The organism is Streptomyces sp. NPDC047061 (assembly GCF_040643955.1).
In the GTDB taxonomy this organism is placed as follows: Bacteria; Actinomycetota; Actinomycetes; order Streptomycetales; family Streptomycetaceae; genus Streptomyces.
Genome location: NZ_JBEYVI010000040.1, coordinates 1 through 21,327, shown reverse-complemented (window position 1 = coordinate 21,327; position 21,327 = coordinate 1). Strand labels below are relative to the sequence as shown.

Here is a 21,327-nt window from a genome sequence, read left to right as displayed (position 1 = left end):
CGACGTGTGCCCCCACCCTCTCTGGAGGAGTTCCCGTGGCCATCTCGGTCTTCGACCTGTTCTCGATCGGCATCGGCCCGTCGAGCTCCCACACCGTCGGCCCGATGCGCGCGGCCCGTATGTTCGCCCGTCGGCTGCGCAACGAGGCGCTGCTGGAGTCCGTCGCCTCGATACGCTGCGAGCTGTACGGCTCCCTCGGCGCGACCGGCCACGGCCACGGCACCCCGAAGGCGGTGCTGCTCGGCCTGGAGGGCGCCTCGCCGCGCACGGTGGACGTGGAGACGGCGGACGACCACATCGAGGCGATCAAGGCCACGGGGCGCCTGTCCCTCCTCGGCGAGCACGAGATCGCGTTCTCCTTCGACAACGACCTGAAGCTCCACCGCCGCAAGACGCTCCCCTACCACGCGAACGGCATGACCGTGTGGGCGTACGACGCGTCCGGCGCGGAGCTCCTCTCCAAGACGTACTACTCGGTGGGCGGCGGGTTCGTCGTCGACGAGGACGCGGTCGGCGCGGACCGCATCGTGCTGGACGACACGGTCCTGAAGTACCCCTTCCGCACGGGCGACGAGCTGCTGCGCCTGACGAAGGACACGGGTCTGTCGATCTCCGCGCTGATGCTGGAGAACGAGCGGGCCTGGCGCACCGAGGCGGAGATCCGCGAGGGCCTGCTGGACATCTGGGGGGTGATGCGGGCGTGCGTGTCCCGCGGCATGTCCCGGGAGGGCATCCTGCCGGGCGGGCTCCGGGTGAAGCGCCGGGCGGCCGTGACCGCCCGCCAGCTGCGCGCCGAGGGCGACCCGCTGGCGCACGCGATGGAGTGGATCACGCTCTACGCGATGGCCGTGAACGAGGAGAACGCGGCGGGCGGCCGCGTGGTCACCGCCCCCACGAACGGCGCGGCCGGCATCATCCCCGCCGTCCTGCACTACTACATCAACTTCGTGCCGGGCGCCGACGAGGACGGGGTGGTCCGCTTCCTCCTCGCCGCCGGCGCGATCGGCATGCTCTTCAAGGAGAACGCGTCCATCTCGGGCGCCGAGGTCGGCTGCCAGGGCGAGGTCGGCTCGGCCTGCTCGATGGCGGCGGGCGCCCTCGCCGAGGTCCTCGGCGGCTCCCCGGAACAGGTCGAGAACGCGGCCGAGATCGGCATGGAGCACAACCTCGGCCTCACCTGCGACCCGGTCGGCGGCCTGGTCCAGATCCCGTGCATCGAGCGCAACGGCATGGCCGCGGTCAAGGCGGTCACCGCGGCCCGCATGGCCATGCGCGGCGACGGCTCCCACAAGGTGTCCCTGGACAAGGTCATCAAGACCATGAAGGACACGGGCGCCGACATGAGCGTCAAGTACAAGGAGACGGCCCGCGGGGGGCTCGCGGTGAACATCATCGAGTGCTAGGGAAACGGGCCCTGACCAGCGCGTTCGTGTCTTTCGGCGCTGTCGGGGCCTTGCCTGCTTACGCGGTCGAAAGTCCCCGGAAAGTCCCTGGGACAGGCTTGAAAGTCCCCGGAAAGTCCCCAGGATGTCCCCATGAAAGGGGCTCTTGACCTGCGGGTTCGCGGCACGCGATCAACGCCGGATACGCCGCTCGCGCACCATGGATGCAGGGTGTGTTTGCCGTTGAGTGAGCAGCCGTGGAGTGGTCGCGCGCCGACGACGAAGTTCTGCTGGTAGCGGGCGGTGTGCTGCGGTTCGTGTTCGAGTCGACCGTGATTTTCCCGGTACGCGTCGAAGTCGCCGTTGTCGATCACGGCGGGCGAGAGAGGTCCGTGCTCCGCGACGCCGGATCCGCCTACCTGTCGTTCCGCCCAGTTGTGCGGTGCTCACCGCCGTATCATGACGGCACACGGGAAGGAGCCCTCCATGAGCGTCGACTCGATCATGCACACCGAGTTCCCCAAGGGGTACACGGTCCTGTTCGGGGCCGATGGAAAGGTGATCATGACCCCGCAGAGCTTCGAGCACTCCAGCACGATCAAGTCGATGCAGTACGACACGATCCTGTCGCTCGGACGACACGCGAAGACACCCTCGGACGTCTACATCGACTTCCCCGCCGACGAGAACTCCGCCCCCGACCTGGCCATCCTGCGCGAGGACGCGCGCAAAGAAGGCAAGCGCTACAGCTTCGAGGACGTCCTGCTGATCTCGGAGGTCGTCTCCACGTCCTCCGCCCGCAAGGACTACGACGACTGCACCGCGAAGTACGGCCGCTACGGCATCCCTGTCTACCTCGTCGTGGACCCCTACGCCCGGGAAGTCGTCCTGCACACCGAGCCCACCGCGAGCGGCTACAGCACCGCACACACCCGCGCGTACGGCACAGGCAAGCTCCCCATCCCCCTGGCCGACGGCCGCACCTTCACCCTCGACCTCGACGAACTCCCCGTACCGGAACCGGAAGCCGACGCTCGCTGAGAAGACGCGCCGTTCCAGTCGGTCCCGAGGGCTCGGGAACCGCCACCGACTCACCGGTGGATGCCGGACGACACACCGTGGTGGACAGATCCGATCCGACCACCACCGGACGCCGGGTCAGGTGCGGGTGAGGTCGGACAGGAGCGCGGCCAGGAGACGTTCCTCCATGACCGCGCTGCCCGACGCCTCCATCGCGAGGGCCAGTCCAGGATCCCAGGGGCTGGCCGCGGGTGGTCCCGCGAGCGGTGTGGACTCGCCCTCCCCGAGTGCCGCCGTGTAGTCGGCGGCGGTCATACGCCAGGGGCGGGCATCGTGGCGAGCCACGGCGCCCGCGGTGATGCGCAGGCCGGCCCAGTCGAAGTCGGCGCGCCAGTGCAGCCGGGCTCCCGCTCGTACCGCGTCGCCCAGCAGCTTGTGGCAGGCGGCGGACGGGACACCCTCGGTGCACACGAGGGCCGCGGCGGTGTCCTGGAGCTCTCCGGCGGCCGCGCGCAGCACGGCCGGGTTCTCGCAGACGAAGACGGTGCGGGCGGCGGGGACGACGGGGTCGGAGGCGAGCTGGTGGAGGGTGAGCCGGAAGGGGATGCCGAAGTCGGCGGCGTCGCGCAGCCAGTCGCAGACCACGGTGTCGCCCTCGGCCCCGATGTTGAGGACGAGTACCTGGCTGGCGAGGTCGTCGGCGATGGCCCCGGCGCTCTCCCACAAGGCGCGCCGCCCGGCCCGATCACGCGGTACGGCCGCATTGTCGCCGGTACGCCGCGCGAGGGCGCGCAGGACGAGCTGTTCGAGCGGGGTGCCGGGGACGAGGGCCTTGGTGTCACCGGTGGCCCACTCTGCGAGGACCGGCAGCGGCAGGGCGCCGACCGCAGGTCCGGGGATCCGTTCCCCGTCATCGGCCAGCCTTTCGAGGACACGTACCGCCGCGTCGAGGAGCGGCGCGTCCCCGCGCCGTACGAGACGGGTGAGGGTGCCGTCGGCGGCGATCCGCTCCAGCCAGGCGGCGAACCATCCCTGCCCGGCGAGCCGACTGGAGTGGGCCGACGTCAGGGCCTGCTCCCGGCGGGCCTGCTCGTCGGCCCGTTCGGCCGGCCGGTCGTGCAGCGGGCCGTGGAGCCGACCGAGGGTCGTGAGGAGACCCGTGCCGTAGCGGTCGTACAGATACCCGTCCAGGTCACGCAGGGGTACGGCGAGACGCTTGACGGTCTCGGGCCGGTAGCGGCCGGTGATGCCGATGACGGTACGGCGTTCGGCCTCGCCGGGTGCCGTGAGCCCGATGTCGCCGTCGAGCGCGCCGCCGGTGCGCTCCAGTCTGCGGCGGGCGGCGGCGAGCAGCCGGGTCCATCCCTCGCCCCGCAGCTCGTCGTACCCGTGGCTTTCCCGCCGTTCAGCCGACAACCTCGGCCTCCTCGGTCGTCGGGACGCGCCGGGTGCCCGGCGAGCCGAGAGCCGCGGTCAGATCACCGGTGTCGTCGGCCAGGAGCCGGTCGCCGTCCCAGACGAGCAGCAGGGCGGAGACGGTGTGGTCGACGGCGGTGTGCGCGAGGTCGTAGTGGGCGGCGGCGGACACGGAGGCGTGGGCGGCCCACAGGTCGTAGCCGGTCATGAACAGGTCGAGGTCGAACTGGGCGGCCAGCGACATGAGTTCACCGCGCCCGGTGTCATCCACTCCGGCGAAGGCCTCGTCGAGGGCGAGCAGGCGCGGGGCGTGCGGGTCGGCGGAGTTGAGCATGGCGTGCGCGGCGGCGAACAGCGGCAGGTGCAGCGACACCGACTGCTCGCCGCCCGAAAGGCGACTGTGCCGGGCGCGGGTGAGCCGCTCCTCCGTCCGGTCAGGACGTACGAGCTGGAAGGCGAAGTGCCGCCAGCGCCGGTAGTCGAGGACCTCGGCGAGCAGTTCGCGGTAGGGCTGGTCGCGGTGGCGGGCGCGGGCGGTCTTGATCTGCGCGGCGAAGTGCGTGCGCACCCGGGCGAGACCCTCGGGGCCGAGGCGGGCGGCGTCGGCGTCGAGGAGGGCACAGACGGCGCGCTGTTCGTCGTCGAGGTGGTCGGCGAGCAGCCAGCTCACCCCGACCGTCGTCCCCGAGGACATCGTCCGCTTGCGCATGTCGGTGTTCATCCGCCGGATCAGGTCACGGGCGTCGACCGTACGGTCGTGGATCTGCTGGGCGAGCCGGGTGAGCAGGGCGTCCTCCAGGATGCGCTGCTCGGACTCGGAGAGCAGTTCGGCCTGGTCACGTCGGTGGGAGGAGATCTTCTGCGCGAAGGCCGCCACGGGCAGCGGCCCCTCTTCGTCGGCCACACGCACGAGGATGACCCCGTCGGAGCCGTCCCATTCGGGCCGGTAGTCCTGTCCGGCGGCGGCGAGCTGCGCCTGGAGGTCGTCGAGGGCCTTGGTGAGCCGGGTGACGGACTGCTTGAGGCTGGTCTCGGTGGGGGTGAGGTCGCGGGTCGCGGAGAGGACCGCCTCGTGTACGGCGACGACGGCCGACGGGAGTGCCGCACCGGTCCAGTCGGCCTCCTGGGCGGGCCAGGCGAGGCCGGGCGGGCAGCGCAGGATGTCGAGAAGTTCCCGGGCGGCGTACGGGCGCAGGGAGCGAGCGGTGTCCTTCTCCTCCCCCGCGGCGACCGCTCCGGCCTCGGCGGCGGCCGTACAACGGGCCTCGGCCGCGGCGGTGCCCGCGATGGCGGTGTGCTGGGCGGTGCGGGCCGCCTCGGCCCCCGTCACCAGGGCGTCGATCCCGTCCTCGGTCTCCTGCACCTGACGCATCACCTCCTGCGCCTCGGCCCCGACGGCCTCCTGGAGGGCCTCAAGGCCTGCGGCCTCCTCGGCGTGTCGGCGGCGCGCCGCGCGTTCGGTGTCCGCCGCCGCCTCCTCGTCCTCGGCCGCGACGCCGAGCCGGTCGGCGGCGGCCTCGGCCGCCTCGCGCTGGCGGCCGTGTTCGCGACGGCGGGCGGCGAGTTCGCGGACCGCCGCCTCGAAGGCGCGGGTGGCGGTCTCGACGGCGTCGACACGCTCGGTCCCGATGGCGTGCTCGGCCGCGGTACGGCGCAGGACTCGCTCGGCGACCGAGCAGGCGGCCACCGACTCGTCGTACGAGCCCTGGGCGGCGTCGGCGGCGTCACGGGTGGCGCGCAGCCTCGCCGCGGCCCGGTCGAGCTCGCGCAGCGCCTGCGTGATGCCGACGGTGCGCGGCAGGGCGGCGCGGGCGGCGGCGTACGCGTCGAGGGCGGCGTCCGTACGGGCCTCGGCGCGTGCCGACTCGTCCAGTTGAGCGGAGAGTTCGGCCAGCAGCGCCTCGCAGGACGCGATCCGGGCGGCACGCCTGCGGGCGCGGGCGGTGGCGCCGACGTACTCGGCGTGCTCCTTGGTGTGGGCCCCGACCAGGACACCGGCCGCGTACCGGCCGTCGGGGCTGATCTGCGGGGTCCCGGTGTCGAGGTCGCCGGTGACGGCGACGGAACTCAGCACGGCGGTGATCCGGGTGGCCGGGATCGCTGCGACGCCCTCCGGGTTCTCGGGGTCGTCGGGCCTCAGGAGATCGGCCAGACTCGGGCCGCTCACCGGAGTACCGGCGCGGAGGTAACCCTCGCTGTGACCGGCCGCGACGGGGTTGTCGTCGGCGGTGACGAGTGCGTCGAGGAGGCCCGATGCCTCCAGGGCGGCCTCCAGGTCAGCTCGTTGACGATCGGTCAGCTCGTCATCGAAGTCGACGAGTTGCCACAGCGGAGCGCCGTCACCGGACGACCTCCCCCAGCCTTCGGCCGGGGGGACCCCCATCTCGCTTCGCTCGGCGGCGCGACCCCGAGCCGGGGGCGGAGCGTCGTCGTGTTCGGCTGCGATCCGGTCGCGTTCGGCCTCCGTCTCGGCGCGGCGGCGCTCGACGTCGGTGCGCCGGGCGCGCAGGGAGGCGAGGGTGTCCCGCAGTTCCTGAACCGCGGGAGCGGCGGCCTCGGTGAAGGCGTCGGCGAGCGTGGCCGCCTCGGCCTCACCGGTGAGTTCGAGGGCATGGGCCAGCAGGCCGGGCCCCTCCTCCGGCAGCAGCCCGCCGTGCGTCTCCGCCCACTGGCCGAGCGCGGTACGGGCCTGTTCGCGGGCGGATTCGAGATCCGACTCGGCGGCGGTCTCCGCGGTCTCGGCCGCGGTGACGGCCTCCTGCGCGCGGTCCAGGGAGATCCGGGCGAGGTCACGGGTCTGTTCGGCGCCGCGTGCCGCCTGCTGGGCGGCGCGCACCGCCCGGACGCCCTCGTGGCGGGCGGCGGCGAGCGCGGCGGAGCGGTCGGCGAGACGGGCGGGCTCGGCGTCGGCCGGGGTCCAGGGGAGGCCGGCGGTGTGGGCGTGGTCGGCGACGGCGGCGGCGTCCCGGGAGACGGCGGCGTCGAGTTCGGCGGCGAGGCGGGCGGCGTGTTCGGCCTCGGCGCGGGCGCGGCCGGTGGCGGCCGTACGGCGTTCGCGTTCGGCTGTGGCCTGTCGGGCGGTCTGCTCGCAGGTGCGCACCAGGCGTTCCAGGTCGGCCAGTTGCTCGACGGCCTGGTAGGCGGCGGAGGAGCGCAGCTGTTCGAGACGGGCGCGCTGGGCGGCGAGCGAGGCGTCGGCCGACTCGGCGCGCGTCTCGGCGGAGGCCTGCTGCTCACGGGCCGCCGTCAGGTCCGCGATGGCGGCGCGCAGCGCGGCGGCGCGCTCGGCGGTCTCGGTACGGCGGGCGGTGAGCCGGTCCGCGGCGCTGCGGGCGTGGACGCGCAGATAGGTGGAGTAGCTCGCGAGGAAGGCGCGGGTGGCGTCGTCGGCGGCGGCCAGCCCCTCCAGGGTGCGCTGCACGGACTCCATGTCGTCGAAGGAGCGCGCCGCCTCGGCGATCAGGTCGTCGTCGAGGGGGCGCAGACCGGCGGTGAGGGTGTCGGAGAGCTTGGCAGGGTCGAGGTTCTTGGCGAGCTGCGGGCGGCGCAACGTGAGGATCAGGGTGAGCAGTTGCTCGTACCGCTCGGGCCCGAGGCCGAACAGGCGCCGGTCGACGGCGGCGCGGTAGTCGGCCGTGGAGGTGATCAGCTCGCGTCCGAGTTCGGCGGCGAGCTGCTTCCTCGTCATCGGCCGGTCGTCGTGGGTGAGGAGCGAGAAGTCCTCGCCGACACGGCCGTCGGCGACGAAGTGCCAGCGGGCGGGCGTGTCGCGGTGCCGCTGGGCGTGCAGCCCGATGCCGCAGGTGACGGCCTCGCCGGTCTCCCGGTGGGTGAACTCGATCCAGACGTAGCCGAGCGCGCTGTCCTGCCCGCGGAAGAGCAGGTTGGACTTCATCGTGCGGTCCTCGGCGGCGAACGGGTTCAGCCGCTTGGGGTCGATACGGCCGTCGAGGACGAAGGGGAAGAGGACTTCCAGGGCCTTGGTCTTCCCCGACCCGTTGGGCCCGCGCAGCACCAGCCAGCCGCCCGCGAAGGAGAACTCCTCGTCCCGGTAGTCCCACAGGTTGACGATCCCGGCACGGGTGGGGACGAACCGGGCGGAGGGGGTGGGGGCCTGGGTGGGAGCGGGGGTGCTCACGGAGTCGGGTCCTCGGCGGTCTCGTTGGCGGTGTCGGCGGCGAACAGGGCGGCTTGGGACGGCGGCCCGGCTGCCGTACGGGTCTTCACGCGGGCCGTGACCCCCCGGTAGCGGGCGAGCAGCGGAAGGGCGAGGGCCCCGCCGTCGCCCCGGGCGATCAGCGACATGGCGGCCAGCAGGTCGAGGACCTGGCCGAGCAGCCGGTCCGGGTCGCCGCGCAGATCGGCGGCGAAGCCCGCGCCGTACTCGGCGGTGATCTCCTTGAGTCTGCCCCGGAGCCAGGAGTCCGTGACGAAGGGATACCGGGTCTCCCCGGGTACCCGCCCCTCGTCACCGGACACCTCGTACACCGACGCCTCGTACACCGGTTCCTGGTCCGGCTCGGCGAGTTCGGCGACCAGCCCGCGCGACGGCAGGGCCGCGTCGATGCGCCGGGCGCGCGCCGCGAGGCGTTCGGCCGCGGTGGGCGCGGGCAGTGGTTCGAGGGCGTGCCGTCCCGAGCGCTGGGCGGCGGCGCTGATCCGGGCGGCCAGGAGCAGCGCGGCCTGCGCGACCGTCCCGCCGCCGGGGAAGCGGATGTCGGACAGCCTGCCGGAGGTGTCGACGAGCGCCACGCCCTCGGCCCGCCGCTCCACCGTCAGCCCGGTCAGCCGCTCCAGGTCCTCGGCGAGGGCGGGGGCCCGCAGCTGGCCCAGGAGTTCGCTGTCCGCGTCGGCGTAGTACGCGACCGGGTTCTCCAGCACCAGCCGACGGGCCCGGCGGGCCTGGTCACTGCGCTGCGCGGCCCGCCCCGCGGACAGGCCCAGCGCGCTGCCGGAGTCGAGGAGCGCGGTGACCGAGGTCAGGTGCTGCAGGACGCGGGTCGGGTGGTGGACGGCGAGGAGGATCTCCCGGTCGATGTCGTACAGGGCCTCGGCCCGCTCGGGGTCACCGGCCCAGGCGGTGGCGGAGCCGTCGGCGAGGGTGAGCGCGCCGCGTTCGGTGAGCCAGGTGACGGCGTCGACGAAGGCGTCCCGGTCGGGCTTGCGCGCGGTGTCGAGCCCGAGCCCGTCGATGCGTACGGCGTCGGCGGCGACCGCGTCGGCCAGCTCGCCGAGCGCCACCTGGGCCCCGTGGCGGCCGAGCGCGGCGAGGGTGAGGACGAGGTAGGCGTAGCGGCGGCGGTCGAAGGGGCGGCCCGCGCGGGTGAGGGCCGGGCGGGTGGCGTCCAGGCCGTCCTGTGCGCGCTGGAGCCGGGCGGTGTCGGCGGTGGTCACAAGCCGGTGGCCGAGCGCCTCCATCAGGTCGGTGCGCAGCTGCTCGGCCCAGCGCCGCACGGTCGCCAGCGCCCCCTTGTCCGGGTACCCCGGCGTGATCAGCGGGTGTCGCAGGACGAGCCGTACCGCCTTCTGGTAGTCGGCGAGTTCGAGCGGGGAGACGGCTTCGGCAACGCGGCTCATGCGGTGACCTCCAGGCGCAGCCCGTCGAGATGGAGACGCCCGCGCACAGTGTCGACGGTGGTGGAGCCCTCGGCGGGGGTGAGGGTGAGCCGCACCCCGTGGGCGGAGCCGGAGGCGGCGGTGACCCGGCGGCTGGCGGGGACGCGGGCGGCGAGGGCCACGTCCAGCAGGGCCAGCAGGGCCCGTGTCTCGGGCTCGTCGAGCGTCCGGCCGTACACCCCGTCCGAGGCGAGGGAGTGCGCGGCGCCTCGCCGCTCGGCCTGCTCCCTGAGCTGCTGGGCGCGCAGCAGCGCCCGCCGGTCGTCGTCGCGTTCGATGCGGCCAGGGCCGTGCAGGGCGGGGGTGCGGCCGGACTGGACCAGGGTGCGGGCGAGTTCGACCGGTTCGGCCTCCCACCAGGACGTGCGGGACGGGATCTGCTCGGGGTCGGCGTACGGGACGGCGATGTGGCGGGGTCCGCCGAGCCCGAAGACCGCCTGGAACAGGGCGTGCGCGTCCTCGTCGCTCTCGCAGGAGGTGAACCACTGGGCGAGATGGCGCAGTTGACTCTCCCGGCTCACCCCGCCACGGCGCGCCTCGGTGACCCGGCGCAGCAGGGCGAGGACGGAACGGATCGCGGTGACGGTGGCGTCCTGCAGCCGCTCGGTCTCGCTGTGCTCGCGCTCCGCGAACCAGTGGACGATGCCGTCCCACCGGTGCCGCCAGTCCGCCATACGCTCGGCGGGGCTGCGGAAGAGCCGCTCGTCCGCCTCGGCCGCGTACTCGATCATCCGCTCCACACCGGTGGCCGCCGCCTTCTCGACCGCCTCGGCGAGCAGCGGTGCGTAGCGCCCGAGTTCGGCGGTGAACTCCCGCATGTGTGCGAGGAGCGTGTCCTTGTGGGCGAGGAACACCTCGGGCCGGGTGTCGTTGGTGCGCGCCAAATCGCCCAGCATGAGGTAGAAACGGGCGGCGCGCTGCGCCATCTCGTTCAGCACGGAGTCGAGACGGCCGAGCTTGCGGTACACCTCCTCGCCGTCGCCCGCGGTGTTGGCCTCGGCCAGGGCGCGCAGGTCACCGAGGATGTCGGGAAAGACGAGGCGGGAGAGCTGGGCGTCCTCCAGGCTCGCCCCGAGCACGTCCTCCACCGCCCGGTACGCCCGGTATCCGGCCTGGGTGAACTGGTACACGTAGTGCCGGTTGCGGTACTCGGCGAGGTTCGCGGCGCGCGTCCCGTCGTACGACCGGTCCAGGACCTGCCACTCCGCGAGCGCGTCGAGCAGCGGCTGCACACCGGCCGCCCCGCCGACGATGCCCGCCGCAGGATGATCGACGGCGAGCCGCTCCAGCAGCCCCACCGCGTCCGACGCGTGCAGCAGCACCTGGTAGTTGGCGCGTCCGCGGTCGAAGGCCCGCAGCAGCCAGAGATACTCGTGCCGCTTCTCGGCGGCGGCGAAGTGGAACAGCCGCAGCCGGTCGTCGACGGAGAACGCGTCGATACCGAACGCGCCCTCGTCGACAGGCTCCGGGGCTGAGGACTCCGGGGCGTCGAACTCGTCACTCACGAATCTGGGTGCTTTCCTTCTCGCCTGTCCCACCTGCTGCGGCCGGCGCCGGTCGGGCCGGACCTCACCGGATCCGCACCAGTCTGCCGCAACCCGGCCGGCGCGTGTAACCCGCTCCCCGGCTCACGCTACCGGTGCTACCGTGCGCCGATCTCACACCGACCGCCGTTGGAATCCATCTGCCGGTCGGCTCAAGTGCGGATCGCCGCGTACACCCCGAGCCACCCCGCCCCCACCCGGTCCCCGCGTGTGAAGACCACCGTCCCGCTGCGCCCCGCCGACAGGTCGGACGGATCGTCCGGCGGCAGGAGCAGGGTGGTCTCCTCGCCATCGCCGATGTGCAGCGTGGTGGTCGCACCGTTCCACAGCCGGATCATCGCGCCGGGCGGAGCCGTCACCCGGACCGCGTCACCCTGAAGGTCGAGGCGGACTCCGGTGGCGCGCTCCGCGAGCAGCGCGCGGTAGCGGTCCGGGGTCAGGGCGCAGTCGCCCGGCGGGGTCGTGCCGCTCCAGTCGGGGGCGTCGACGCCCCGGGCGCGGGCCGCGCGCCACATGCGGGGAACGAGGTCGGATGCGAGCGGGGCGGTGGCCATCCGCTCGCACATCCACAGCAGCCGTCCGGCCCCTCGGCCGGGCCCCAGGATGCGCCACCGGATGCGCTGGGCCAGGTCACCGGCGACGACGGCAGCCCAGGGGTGGACCGTGCCGAGGCGGCCCTGTGCGCCGAGCCAGGCCAGGTAGCGCTGGGCCTCGTCCAGGATGCCGGTCATGGAGTCGACCGGGACGCCGACGACGTAGCCGGGCCGGCCGCGGAAGAGAGCCGGGCGGTCGGCAACCAGGTGGAGTACCGCGCGAGCGAGGTCGCCGGCCTCCGGCCTCGGTTCGTCCTCGGCCGGCTCGTCGCTTTCCTCGGGCTCCTCGTGATCCGTCTCGCGCAGGACGCGACGCAGCGCCGTACGGGCCCGGTCGGTGAACGGCGCCTGTGCGAGCGCCGGAAGGCGGGTGCTGAGGAGAGCGACCAGCAGCCGTTCGGCGGTGAAGGCGTCCTCGGGCACCGGGGACTCCTTCACCGCCGTGGCCAGTTCGTCGGCGAGCGCGGCGTCGACCATGAAACGGCTGGTCAGTCTGCCCAGCGGGCTCGTCTCCCAGCGGCCTTCGTCGACGGTGGCGCGCAGACAGCCCGACGCGGTGAGGAACCGGACCGCCTCGCGCAGGGGCTCGGCGCCGGCCGTGCCCTGATGCGCGGCCAGTGTCCCCGACCACCAGCGCTCCGCCTCCTCGACGGTGGACACCCGTTCCTGGACGGCCTCGGCCAGCAGGTGGTCGGACAGGTGGTCGCCCAGCCGCGACCGCACCGTGTATCCGGCGGCCAACCGGGCCTGCCAGTGCGCCCGTTCCGCCGGGTCGGCGAGCAGGAAGGCCCAGCCCTCGCGTTCCCCGGCGCCGATCCGTCCGGCCCGTCCGAACATCTGCTGGACCATGGACACCTCGATGCGGTCCAGGCCGATGGTGGTGTCGCTGACGATCACGGCGCGGGCGGGAAGGTTGACGCCCGCGGCCACGGTGGAGGTGGCGACCAGGACGTCCGCCTCCCGGGCGCGGAAGGCCCGCTCGGCCTCCCGCCTGTACGGCCAGTCCCGGTAGTGCAGCCGTACACCCGCCTTGGTGCACAGCCGCTCGACGAGTTCGGTGTCGTCCGCGTCCACCCCGGCGGTCGCCGCACCCCGGTCGGCGGCCAGCGCCAGCGCGGTGGCCCGCACCCTGCGCTTGCTGCCGCAGAACACCAGCACACTGCCGCCGTCCGCGGTGACCTCGCGGGCGATCCGGACGGCGGCCTCGGTACGGACCGCGGCCCGCGCCGCCCAGTCCCCCTCGTCCGCCGGCGGCAGGACGGGCAGCTGCCAGGTCAGCCGGGTGGGCCGCCACGCGGTACGGACCAGGCGGGCGCCCAGCCAGTCGGCGACCTCGTCCGCGTTGGCGACCGTCGCCGACAGCCCGACGATCCGTGTCCCCGTGCCGTCCTCCCGTACCCGGGCCAGCAGCGCCTCCAGTACGGCGCCACGGACCGGATCGCCGAGGAGATGGATCTCGTCGACGACCAGGCAGCCCACCTCGGCCAGCGCGTCGCGCAGCGATCCCGCACGGCAGATCGCCTCGAACTTCTCCGTGGTCGCCACCCACACGTCGGCCGCCCGGATCAACTCGGTGTCCACGGCGGCCTCACCGGTCAGGCGCACCACCCGCAGGCCGCGGCTCCGCCACAGCTGAAGCTCGCGGTCGAGTTCGTCGGTGAGCGAACGCTGCGGCACCAGCCAGGCCGCCTTGCGGCCCCTCGCGTGCGCGTCCAGCGCCGCGACCATCCCGATCGGCGTCTTGCCCGCGCCCGTCGGTGCCACCGTCATCAGATGCCCGGCCGCCTCCCGTACGACCGGAACGGCCGCCGCCTGCGCGGGATTGAACGCCGGATGCGGCAGCAGCGCGGCCCACTCGGCCGGCGCCAACTCCTCGACCGGCACGTACGCGTCGCCGTCGTTGTCCGGCAACTCCTCCAGCGCGTCCCACTGCGCGGCGAACGCGTCCCTGGCTGCCACCGCCCAGAGCCCCGCCGCAGGGGCGGCCCCGTCCGGACCGACCGCGACCAGATCCGTACGACCGCCCAACTCGTTCACGGTGCCGACCTGTTCGGCCTCCTTCCAATAGCGGCTGACGCGGTACGGGACGTCGTGCTCCCAGAGCCAGGTCCGCAGCGTGTCGTACTCCGGCCCCTCGGGCAGGATCACCCGCACATCGTCGGCCGCCGCGACCGCAGCATCCGCCGGGCACCATGCCGGATCGGTCACCTTGCACCACAACAGGGCCCGCTTCTCATCCTGTTCGTGCACTGCCATGTCCTCCGGCCACGCCGGACGACGTCCTTCGCGCACCGCCACCGGGAACCGCCCGGAGACGCCGATCGCGGTCGCCGTGCCCCCGGATCCGCTCGGGCACGGCCCCGTCGGCACCGGAGCGGATGCCGAGGCCACGGCCGTGAGCTGGTCGTACGTCTTCACCCCCAGGTCAGCGAGACTGAACGCGGTGGGGCAGGCGGGGCAGACCAGCGCGGTGTACCGGTACACCCGCCCCTGCGACTCGTACGGCCTGCGCAGGGCAGCCAGCTCCCCCTCGCAGACAGGACAACGATGCCCCACCCGCTCCTCGTAGCTCCATCCCGGCTCCGCGAAGCGCGCCGGGAACGGCCCGCCCAGAGCCACCCCCCACCGCCGCCGTGCCACCTCGGCCACGGATCCCTCCGCGTCCGTCCCGCACTGTGTCGGGGCATCCTCGTCCGTCACTCCGTCCGCGCTGCGCATGCCGCGACTGTGGCATGTCGTGATCTACGTCCGCAGGCCGTTCATGCGTCTTCCACCGCTACGGGTTCCGCTGCTGAGCGACTCCATGGGAGTCGCTCGGACTGCCGGCCACGTCTACCGGTCCGAGCCGGGTTGCGACGGCCGGTGGCGAGCGGACGCCGAACCAGCAGCGCGGCCTTGCCCCTCCAGCCCGTCGGCCTACGGCCTGTGCTCTGGTAGCGGGACACCATGCGGGTCGACATCCACGAGGGGGCGCTCTGCCTCGCCGCCCTTCCGGACCTGTTCTCCCGCCGGAGCGCTTCGGACGCTGTTCGTTCCCGACAACGACAGCACGGGCGCACTCACCGGGCAATCCGACGCCGTGTCCCACGGACCACCGCACACCTTCTGCACCGATGCGCTCCCCCTGACGCACCCCGGCACCGGTCAACAGCTGACCGCGCTGCAAGGCGACACGCACCATCGGATACCCTGTAGGCAACCCTCGACAAGAAGTCCCCGCGAAGTCCCCGGCGTGACTCAAGCCAAGCCTTGACATGCCAAAACCCCAGGTCAACATCATGATCAATAGTCGTCCACTTGTCCGTCAAGTACAAGGAGACGGCCCGGGGCGGGCTGGCGGTGAACATCATCGAGTGCTGAGGGGTGGGCCCTGACGCGCGAGTTCGTGCGTTTCGGTGCTGTCGGTTCCCCCGCGCCCGTGGAAGTGTCCGGAGGCGGCCGCCCGGTTCCCCGGTCCGTGGCCCGCCCGCACCGGTCGGCCGCGGGCCCTCGACCCGAGCCCGGTCAACCGGCGTCGAGCATGATCACTCTCCTCGGTGGCCGTATTCCTGGCGGACATAGAGGCGGCCGGAGAGCGCCCACGTGATCGTGCCCGGTCCGATCGGTCCCCGATGGGTGCCGTGCTCATGGTCGAACGCGGCCAGCCGGTCCGCCAGGTGCGCGGCCTCGATCACGAATTTCTCGTCGTCCGGGTACACGAGCGCCAGCCGGTCGGACAGGACCGCCCGTCGAAGCAGGTAGAGACGCTCCTGGACGTCGCCGACCTCGTACGGCTCACCTCTGAGGGCGGCGGCACAGGCCTCGACCCGCCAGCGCTCGGCGAGTCGGGTGAGAGCGGTGGCCTCCTGAAGCAGGTCCGGAGCGCCCGCGTAGACCCCTTCGGCCGGCGTCCCGTCACACCCTTCTGCGGCACCCCGGTCAGCCATCGGCGCTCGCATCATGGACGTCTCCTTCCAGTCGCGCGCGCAGCCCGGCCACCGTATGGCTGCTCATGTGCGCCAGTTCGCCGAGGTCGCTGTCACTGACGGCGGGTTTGCCGCTGTGCCGGTCGTCCCAGGCGAACGCGCGGTACAGGCGGGCGTAGACGGCGGAGCGGTACGACTTCGCGGCGACCTCGACTGCCACCCGGGCCCCGGCGTACATCGCCAGTTCGTCGAGGACCTCCTTGCGCAGTTCCTCACGCCGGGTGTGCGCCTCGTAGGCCGTGTTGCCGAGCAGCACGATCTCCTCGGCCTCGGCGGCCGAGAATGCCGCCTCCGGCACGGCCCCCAACTCGGCCGCCGTGGTGTCCGCGGTGACGAGTCCCGGGTGCGCGGCGAGGAAAGCCGCGGCGCTCTGCATCGGCCGGCCCGCGGCGGCCTTGAGCCGGTATTCGTAGAGCCATGCCCTGGTCCCGACGAGCGACGTGCCATGGACGCGGGAGTCGATTCCCAGGCCTTCGGCTATCGCCGGGTACTGGTGCAGGCCCTGCCGGTTGAGGCGCTCGGCCTCCTGGTCAAGCTGTCTGTCGTCGAGGCCGGCCCATCGGTCCTGAACGAGGCGGGGGTGGACGGACACGGCATCGGCCATGTCCACGAGTTCCGGGCGGCGTCCCAGCGGCCGATGACGATGACGGCTGCAGGCGCCCTGGATGTCCATGCCCGCACCGGCCGACTCGGCGCTCCAGTCATAGGTGTCGGTGCCCGGGACGGCCCGCAGGTTCAGCAGCAGCTTCTCGGCGAGCGGAGCGACTTCGCGCGCGAAGGCGTTGCCCTCCTCCAGCGTGAGGAACGGGCGCTCTTCGACTCTGTGGTGCGAATCGATCGTCCAGAACAGGACGTCGGCGACGCGAAGCCAGTGGAACGGGGCCCAGATACCAGCTGAAGGCGGGAAGCGGTCATCCCCGTTCGGGCTCCGGCGCACCCGCCAGTCGTCACAGTGGAAGGAGAACTCCCGGCGCCTGACATCCAGTACGAGCTTCTGGTAGTGCCCGGCGTCGAAGTGGATCTGACCACCGGCGTACTCACCCCTACTGTCGAGGTACCTACGGGCCTTCTCCGCGTCGGGAAGCGGCGGAACCTGGTCCGCCGCGGTCTCACGGACGATGAGCCCGGAGGCGGTGCCCACCGCCTCTTCGCCGGTGACCTCGGCGGGTGCGTAGAGAGCGGAGCCGGATCCGGAACGGTCCGCGGTGATCGAGGTCAAGTCCTCCTCCGGGTCGGAGTGCTCGGGACCGGTGCGGCGGTGCTCTTCCCCGTACTGCATGTTCAGCCCTTCTTCCCGGACACCGTCCTGGCCTTCCGGCCCGGTGATGAGGGCCGTAGGGGACACAACGGCATTCGCCGGGTAACGGTTCAACCCGTGTCAGCGGCCAAGGGGACGGTGGGTTCCAGCCGATGACGGTCCGCGTCGGCCGACGGCGAGTCCGGGGTGGGCTCCTGGGCGCGGATCAGAGTGGCACGGCCGGTGACAGGTGTTCGTGTACGGCGAGCCAGCGGCGGTCCGCGCCGCGGCGGAAGACGATGGTCTCCCGTTCGTGCAGCGTCTCGGTACCGCCGAGAGTCGAGATCTGTGTCTCCACGGTGTGGGTGAAGACCGCGGTGCCGTCCCAGAGTTGGACCTTACGGTCGGAGGAGCGGCAGTCCAGCACCTTGAAGCCGGTCTCGGCCACCCACCCGGCCCAGAGGCGCCGGTACTCGGCGACCGACTCGACGCGCCGCTCGGTGGTGTGGAAGACGAAGGTCGCGTCCGGGGTGAACGACTCGAAGTATGCGTCCAACTGCCCCGTGGCGAAGGCGGCCACGAGGGCGTCGGCGGCTTGGAGCACCTGTTCTCGGTCATCGCGCATTTCGTGTCACTCCCAGGGAAAGTTGCGTCTGCGTGAAAGGTGTCCACGTGCCTAAAGAGCGACCATGAGCAGCGCTCCGGCCCCCAGACAGAGCCCGAACGCCTGCGTCGGCGAGACACGCTCGCCGTCGAGGATCAGCGCGAGCACGACGGTGACCGCCGGGTACAGCGACACGACCGGTCCGACCACGCTGAGCAGCCCCTCGTCCATCGCGAAGAGGTAGAAGGCGAAGCCGGCTGTGTCCAGCGTCCCGGCCAGCGCCACGGGCAGCCATGGCACGGGTGCGCCGCCCGTCTTCGGCCGGCCGCGCAGCGCGCCCGGGGCCACGCACAGGATGGAGACGGCACGGGCGCCCACCAGGGGCCACAGGCCGGCGTCCGGTCCCGGATGGGAGATGAACACCAGCTGGAGTCCGAGTGCTCCGCCGGTCGCCAGGGCCAGCAGCAGCGTGCGCGTCGCGACGGTGGCCCGCCGGATCCGCCCGGCCTGGCTCACCAGCACCACCGACACCAGTGCGCACACAACACCGCACAACGCGAGCGGGCCGGGCGCCGTCTGAAGGGCCAGTCCGACCACCAGGGGAACAACCGCCGCCGTCACCGCCGTGACGGGTGCCACCAGCACGATTCCCTCGGCCGCCAGCGTCCGGTAGAGCAGCACCAGCCCCAGCAGGCCAAGAGCGCCCGCCCCGAACCCCCAGACGAGAGCGGCCGGTTCGGGTCCGTGCCCGGCGGTCGCCGCCAGCCACACGGCGACCACCGGGAGGGACACCACCTGGGAGAGGAAGACGACCCGAGCGGCCGGTACGTCCCGCGACGCCCTGGCACCGCAGTAGTCCGCCGCGCCCCAGCCCAGCGCCGCCACCGCGGCCAGCAGCGTGGTGATCACCGGGCACCCGTGCGGCTCAGCAGCACATCCCGCCTGGCATCAGCCAGGTAACGGGCCGCCTCACGAGGCGTGCACACCGCGTCCTCGGCGAGCTTCAACGTCTCCGTCACCAGACCGCGCAGGGCCCCACGCACCTTGGCCAGAGAGGAGTCGGCGGTCGGGGCGACATCGCCGTAGAGCACCCACCACCACCAGGCATTGGTCCCCGAGTTGGCGACGACGTCGGGGACGACGACACAGCCGCGCCCGCGCAGCCGCTCCTCCGCACCCGCCGTCACGGGCAGGTTCGCCGCCTCCACGACGTAACGGGCGGCGACCCGGTCCTGGTTGGCCTCGTGGACGGAGTACGAGGTCGCGGCCGGGACCAGTACGTCGGCCGCGAGCGACAGACAGGCGTCCCGCTCCAGGAGGACGTCGGCCGGGCCGAGCCGGCCGCGGTCGATGACCCCGTACGCCCGGCGATGGCGCAGCATGTCCTCGACGGCCAGGCCGCGCGGGTTGGCGACGGTGCCGTGGACGTCCGCGATCCCCACCACCCGGATCCCCGCCTCGTGCAGAAAGCGGGCCGTCGACCCTCCCATGGCACCGAACCCCTGGACGACGGCGGTGGCGGACGAGCGCGGGATGCCGTCCCGGTCCAGGACCGTGAGGGCGGCCTCCGCGACCCCGCAGCCGCCGACGAGTTCGGCGAGCCCGATGCCGTCGACCTCGACGGCGAACGCGTCGGCGAACCGTTTCCGCGCCGCCCGCGGGTCGTCCAGGGTGCGCACGACCGGGGCGATGCAGCCGGCCACCCCCAGCTCGCCGAGCACCTCGTCGATGAGTTCCGTGGTGGTGCCGAGGTCGTCTCCGGTCGCCCAGTGGTTCTCCACGTACGGCCGGATGAAGGTCAGGAAGCGGGACAGCACGCCGCGCGCCTCGCCGCTGAGTGGGTCGCAGTCGATCCCTCCCTTCGCACCGCCCATCGGGAGGTAACGGCCCGCGGGGTCGTAGTGCAGGGCCTCCTTCACACTCATCGCCGCCGCCAACTCCCTGACCTCCTCGTAACGGCAGCCCTCGCGCATCCGCAGGCCACCGCTGGCCAGGCCCCGGACGAGCCGGTCGATGACGAGAAAGCCCTGACGGCCCGTGACGGGATCGGTCCAGGTGAGTGACGCCTCCGGGGCGCGGCGCGGCGCGGCGTCGACGCGCGGGGAGAACGGGGCGAGAACGCGGTTGTTCACTGTGATGGACTCCTGGCGAAACCAACAGGCGGACAGGCTGCGGATCGCCTGCGCGGTCGATGACGACCTGGTGCAGCCGTGTTTCTGAGCGCACCGACGCTATGGGGAGACACGCGGTGTCGAGCAGTCCCCGTTCCTGGGTATGCCGGGCCCCTCTTCAGGGGACGGGGCGGGAGACCGACGGAATCGAACGTCGGCATGGCGGACTATGGGGCGAGGCCCGAGGGGCAGCCCCGGATCTCTGGTCGGACCGCCGGGAGGGGACGTCCGGTCCGCAGCCGGCGGGGTCATATGCGGCGCTGTACTGAACCCTTTGCCGCCCAGGACCGTCGTGTGCGGCGGGAAGTCGGAGAACAGTCCGGTGAACACCCTGGAAGAGAGGACGATTGATGCCTTCTGGTGGCGACGGGGACGGGACACGCAGGCGCGTGCACCCCACGCGGTATCCGCAGCCCGAGGAAAGCCCTGAAGCTTACAGAAGACGCATGGAAGGGATAGACAGAGCAACAGAGCGAAAAAGCGAACAGTTACAAGATCCCGAGAAGCGCAAAGGGCGCGAAGGGAGAAGAAGAGGCTCGCAGAGTTGGATAATTCCGGCGAAGCGGCCATGCAACCAGGCACCGCCGAAGCTTCTGGGATGAACGGATCCCCTCTGACGGGGGAGGAGTTGGAGAAGGCGACTTTTGCAGCTCGGGGGATCTACGAGGACCATCGGAACGCTGCTCTGAACAGGCCGCTGACGAATCAGCTCTCGTGGCCCGATCTTCCCCCGCCGGGCCTGCAGGTCCTACTGGGGGGAATCCGCGGATCTGCCTGCGGAACGAGGTCTGATACTGGTCACGCTCTTGCCCAAGGACCGAGAAGAGACTGACCGTGCTCAGCCCGTGCCACGTTTCCTGATCGCTCCGTTTCTCGACCTCGATGACCCGGCCACCAGGGCCCTCGACGCTGCGGGCATCGGTGAGGATCTCCGCCAGGAGGCCAAGAACTCACAGGAAAATCTCGAATCATTCGCCCTCGACGCGATACTCCCTGAACAGTTCGACGATCGCGATTCCGGCCCCGCATGGGAGAGGGAGAGTCCCGCCTTCGCGGGGACCTCCTCCGTCCCACCCGGCCGACCCCCACACCCGCTGGGCGCGACCAGCGCCATCGACCTTCTGCCCACCTCCGGCCCGCAGCAGCCCGCGTCGCAGCAGTTCGGCACGGCGGCGACCCCGCCGCCCCCGCTTCTCCCCCGCCGACCGTCCACTCCACCCCCGGGTCCGGGTCGCTGAACCACATGGCCGACGGCGTCACCCAACCCGTCTCAAGACCCCTGACCGGCAGACCCGGTGGTCGCCGAAGTGAGCGAAGGTCCGGCAGGAGCCGTCGGGCAGCAAGCCCACCGCGCCTGGCAGGCGCAGGCCGACCGCGGCATCGAGGCGCCCGGACGGCCCGGCAGACTGCGGGCGCGGCAGTTCTCCCGGGCCGGTCGGGGCCGAGGACCACGTCGCGGAAGGCGCGGGGGCCGCAGGCGCCGAGGGCCACCGGGCGAGCGACCGGGTGGCCGAATTCGCACAGGCGCCCGATGTGCTCGGGGCATCGCCGGGCCACCGCCGTCTCGCCGGGAGTGCGCGGCGCGCGGTCACCCTCGGCGGCCGCGCGCCGAACGCGACGGCGGACGCGGGACCGGACGGCGGTGGCCGTGGCCCCCTCGTGCCACTCAGCGGTGCGTCGACGCACCGCCGGGTTGGGAGAGAGGGGGTTGGCGCCGCTTATAACCCCCGGGGGGAGCGCTGCAGGGGGGGGGGGGGGTGGGGACGGACGGCGGGGCCC

At 72.6% G+C, this 21,327-nt stretch carries 12 protein-coding genes; 2 read left to right on the top strand and 10 right to left on the bottom strand.

The features are described 5' to 3' along the window. Positions 1 to 35 precede the first annotated feature (35 nt). Together ABZ887_RS39815 and ABZ887_RS39810 are read left to right on the top strand one after the other, a co-directional pair. Entirely contained in the window at positions 36 to 1,403 is a 1,368-nt protein-coding gene (locus tag ABZ887_RS39815; RefSeq protein WP_361301252.1) for an L-serine ammonia-lyase, read from the top strand. A gap of 465 nt (positions 1,404 to 1,868) precedes the next feature. Next, positions 1,869 to 2,423 (top strand): Uma2 family endonuclease, encoded by a 555-nt coding sequence (locus ABZ887_RS39810; protein ID WP_361301249.1) that lies wholly within the window; start codon positions 1,869 to 1,871, stop codon positions 2,421 to 2,423. A gap of 117 nt (positions 2,424 to 2,540) precedes the next feature. On the opposite strand, the gene ABZ887_RS39805 is transcribed toward ABZ887_RS39810, so the two are convergent. From ABZ887_RS39805 to ABZ887_RS39760, 10 genes are all read right to left on the bottom strand, one after another. Further along, positions 2,541 to 3,818 (bottom strand): TIGR02679 family protein, encoded by a 1,278-nt coding sequence (locus ABZ887_RS39805; protein ID WP_361301246.1) that lies wholly within the window; start codon positions 3,816 to 3,818, stop codon positions 2,541 to 2,543. Beyond that, positions 3,808 to 7,956, bottom strand: coding sequence for a TIGR02680 family protein (locus tag ABZ887_RS39800; protein WP_361301243.1), 4,149 nt, complete (start codon positions 7,954 to 7,956; stop codon positions 3,808 to 3,810). The genes ABZ887_RS39805 and ABZ887_RS39800 overlap by 11 nt, the downstream gene beginning before the upstream one ends. Further along, positions 7,953 to 9,395, bottom strand: a complete 1,443-nt coding sequence (locus ABZ887_RS39795; protein ID WP_361301241.1) for a TIGR02678 family protein — start codon at positions 9,393 to 9,395, stop codon at positions 7,953 to 7,955. Before ABZ887_RS39795 ends, ABZ887_RS39800 begins: the two co-directional genes overlap by 4 nt. After that, positions 9,392 to 10,939, bottom strand: a complete 1,548-nt coding sequence (locus tag ABZ887_RS39790) for a TIGR02677 family protein (RefSeq protein ID WP_361301238.1) — start codon at positions 10,937 to 10,939, stop codon at positions 9,392 to 9,394. The genes ABZ887_RS39795 and ABZ887_RS39790 overlap by 4 nt, the downstream gene beginning before the upstream one ends. A 191-nt stretch (positions 10,940 to 11,130) precedes the next feature. Then, on the bottom strand, positions 11,131 to 14,289 hold the full coding sequence (locus ABZ887_RS39785) for a DEAD/DEAH box helicase (RefSeq protein ID WP_361301235.1): 3,159 nt from the start codon (positions 14,287 to 14,289) through the stop codon (positions 11,131 to 11,133). A gap of 806 nt (positions 14,290 to 15,095) precedes the next feature. Next, a complete protein-coding gene (locus ABZ887_RS39780; RefSeq protein ID WP_361301232.1) occupies positions 15,096 to 15,512 on the bottom strand; it encodes a hypothetical protein in 417 nt (138 codons plus the stop codon). Continuing rightward, the gene (locus ABZ887_RS39775) at positions 15,490 to 16,815 is read right to left on the bottom strand and encodes a hypothetical protein (RefSeq protein WP_361301229.1); all 1,326 of its coding nucleotides are present in this window, start codon (positions 16,813 to 16,815) and stop codon (positions 15,490 to 15,492) included. The genes ABZ887_RS39780 and ABZ887_RS39775 overlap by 23 nt, the downstream gene beginning before the upstream one ends. Before the next feature lie 184 nt (positions 16,816 to 16,999). Beyond that, a complete protein-coding gene (locus ABZ887_RS39770; RefSeq protein ID WP_361301226.1) occupies positions 17,000 to 17,398 on the bottom strand; it encodes a nuclear transport factor 2 family protein in 399 nt (132 codons plus the stop codon). A gap of 51 nt (positions 17,399 to 17,449) precedes the next feature. After that, positions 17,450 to 18,286, bottom strand: coding sequence for a DMT family transporter (locus tag ABZ887_RS39765; protein ID WP_361301223.1), 837 nt, complete (start codon positions 18,284 to 18,286; stop codon positions 17,450 to 17,452). Beyond that, entirely contained in the window at positions 18,283 to 19,509 is a 1,227-nt protein-coding gene (locus ABZ887_RS39760) for a Glu/Leu/Phe/Val dehydrogenase dimerization domain-containing protein (protein ID WP_361301220.1), read from the bottom strand. Before ABZ887_RS39760 ends, ABZ887_RS39765 begins: the two co-directional genes overlap by 4 nt. Between the last annotated feature and the right edge of the window lie 1,818 nt (positions 19,510 to 21,327).

Coding starts and splice junctions, on each gene's coding strand:
- ABZ887_RS39795 (WP_361301241.1), bottom strand. CDS start 9,395: ATGAGCCGCGTTGCCGAAGCCGTCTCCCCGCTCGAACTCGCCGACTAC.
- ABZ887_RS39770 (WP_361301226.1), bottom strand. CDS start 17,398: ATGCGCGATGACCGAGAACAGGTGCTCCAAGCCGCCGACGCCCTCGTG.
- ABZ887_RS39785 (WP_361301235.1), bottom strand. CDS start 14,289: ATGCGCAGCGCGGACGGAGTGACGGACGAGGATGCCCCGACACAGTGC.
- ABZ887_RS39780 (WP_361301232.1), bottom strand. CDS start 15,512: ATGATGCGAGCGCCGATGGCTGACCGGGGTGCCGCAGAAGGGTGTGAC.
- ABZ887_RS39810 (WP_361301249.1), top strand. CDS start 1,869: ATGAGCGTCGACTCGATCATGCACACCGAGTTCCCCAAGGGGTACACG.
- ABZ887_RS39775 (WP_361301229.1), bottom strand. CDS start 16,815: ATGCAGTACGGGGAAGAGCACCGCCGCACCGGTCCCGAGCACTCCGAC.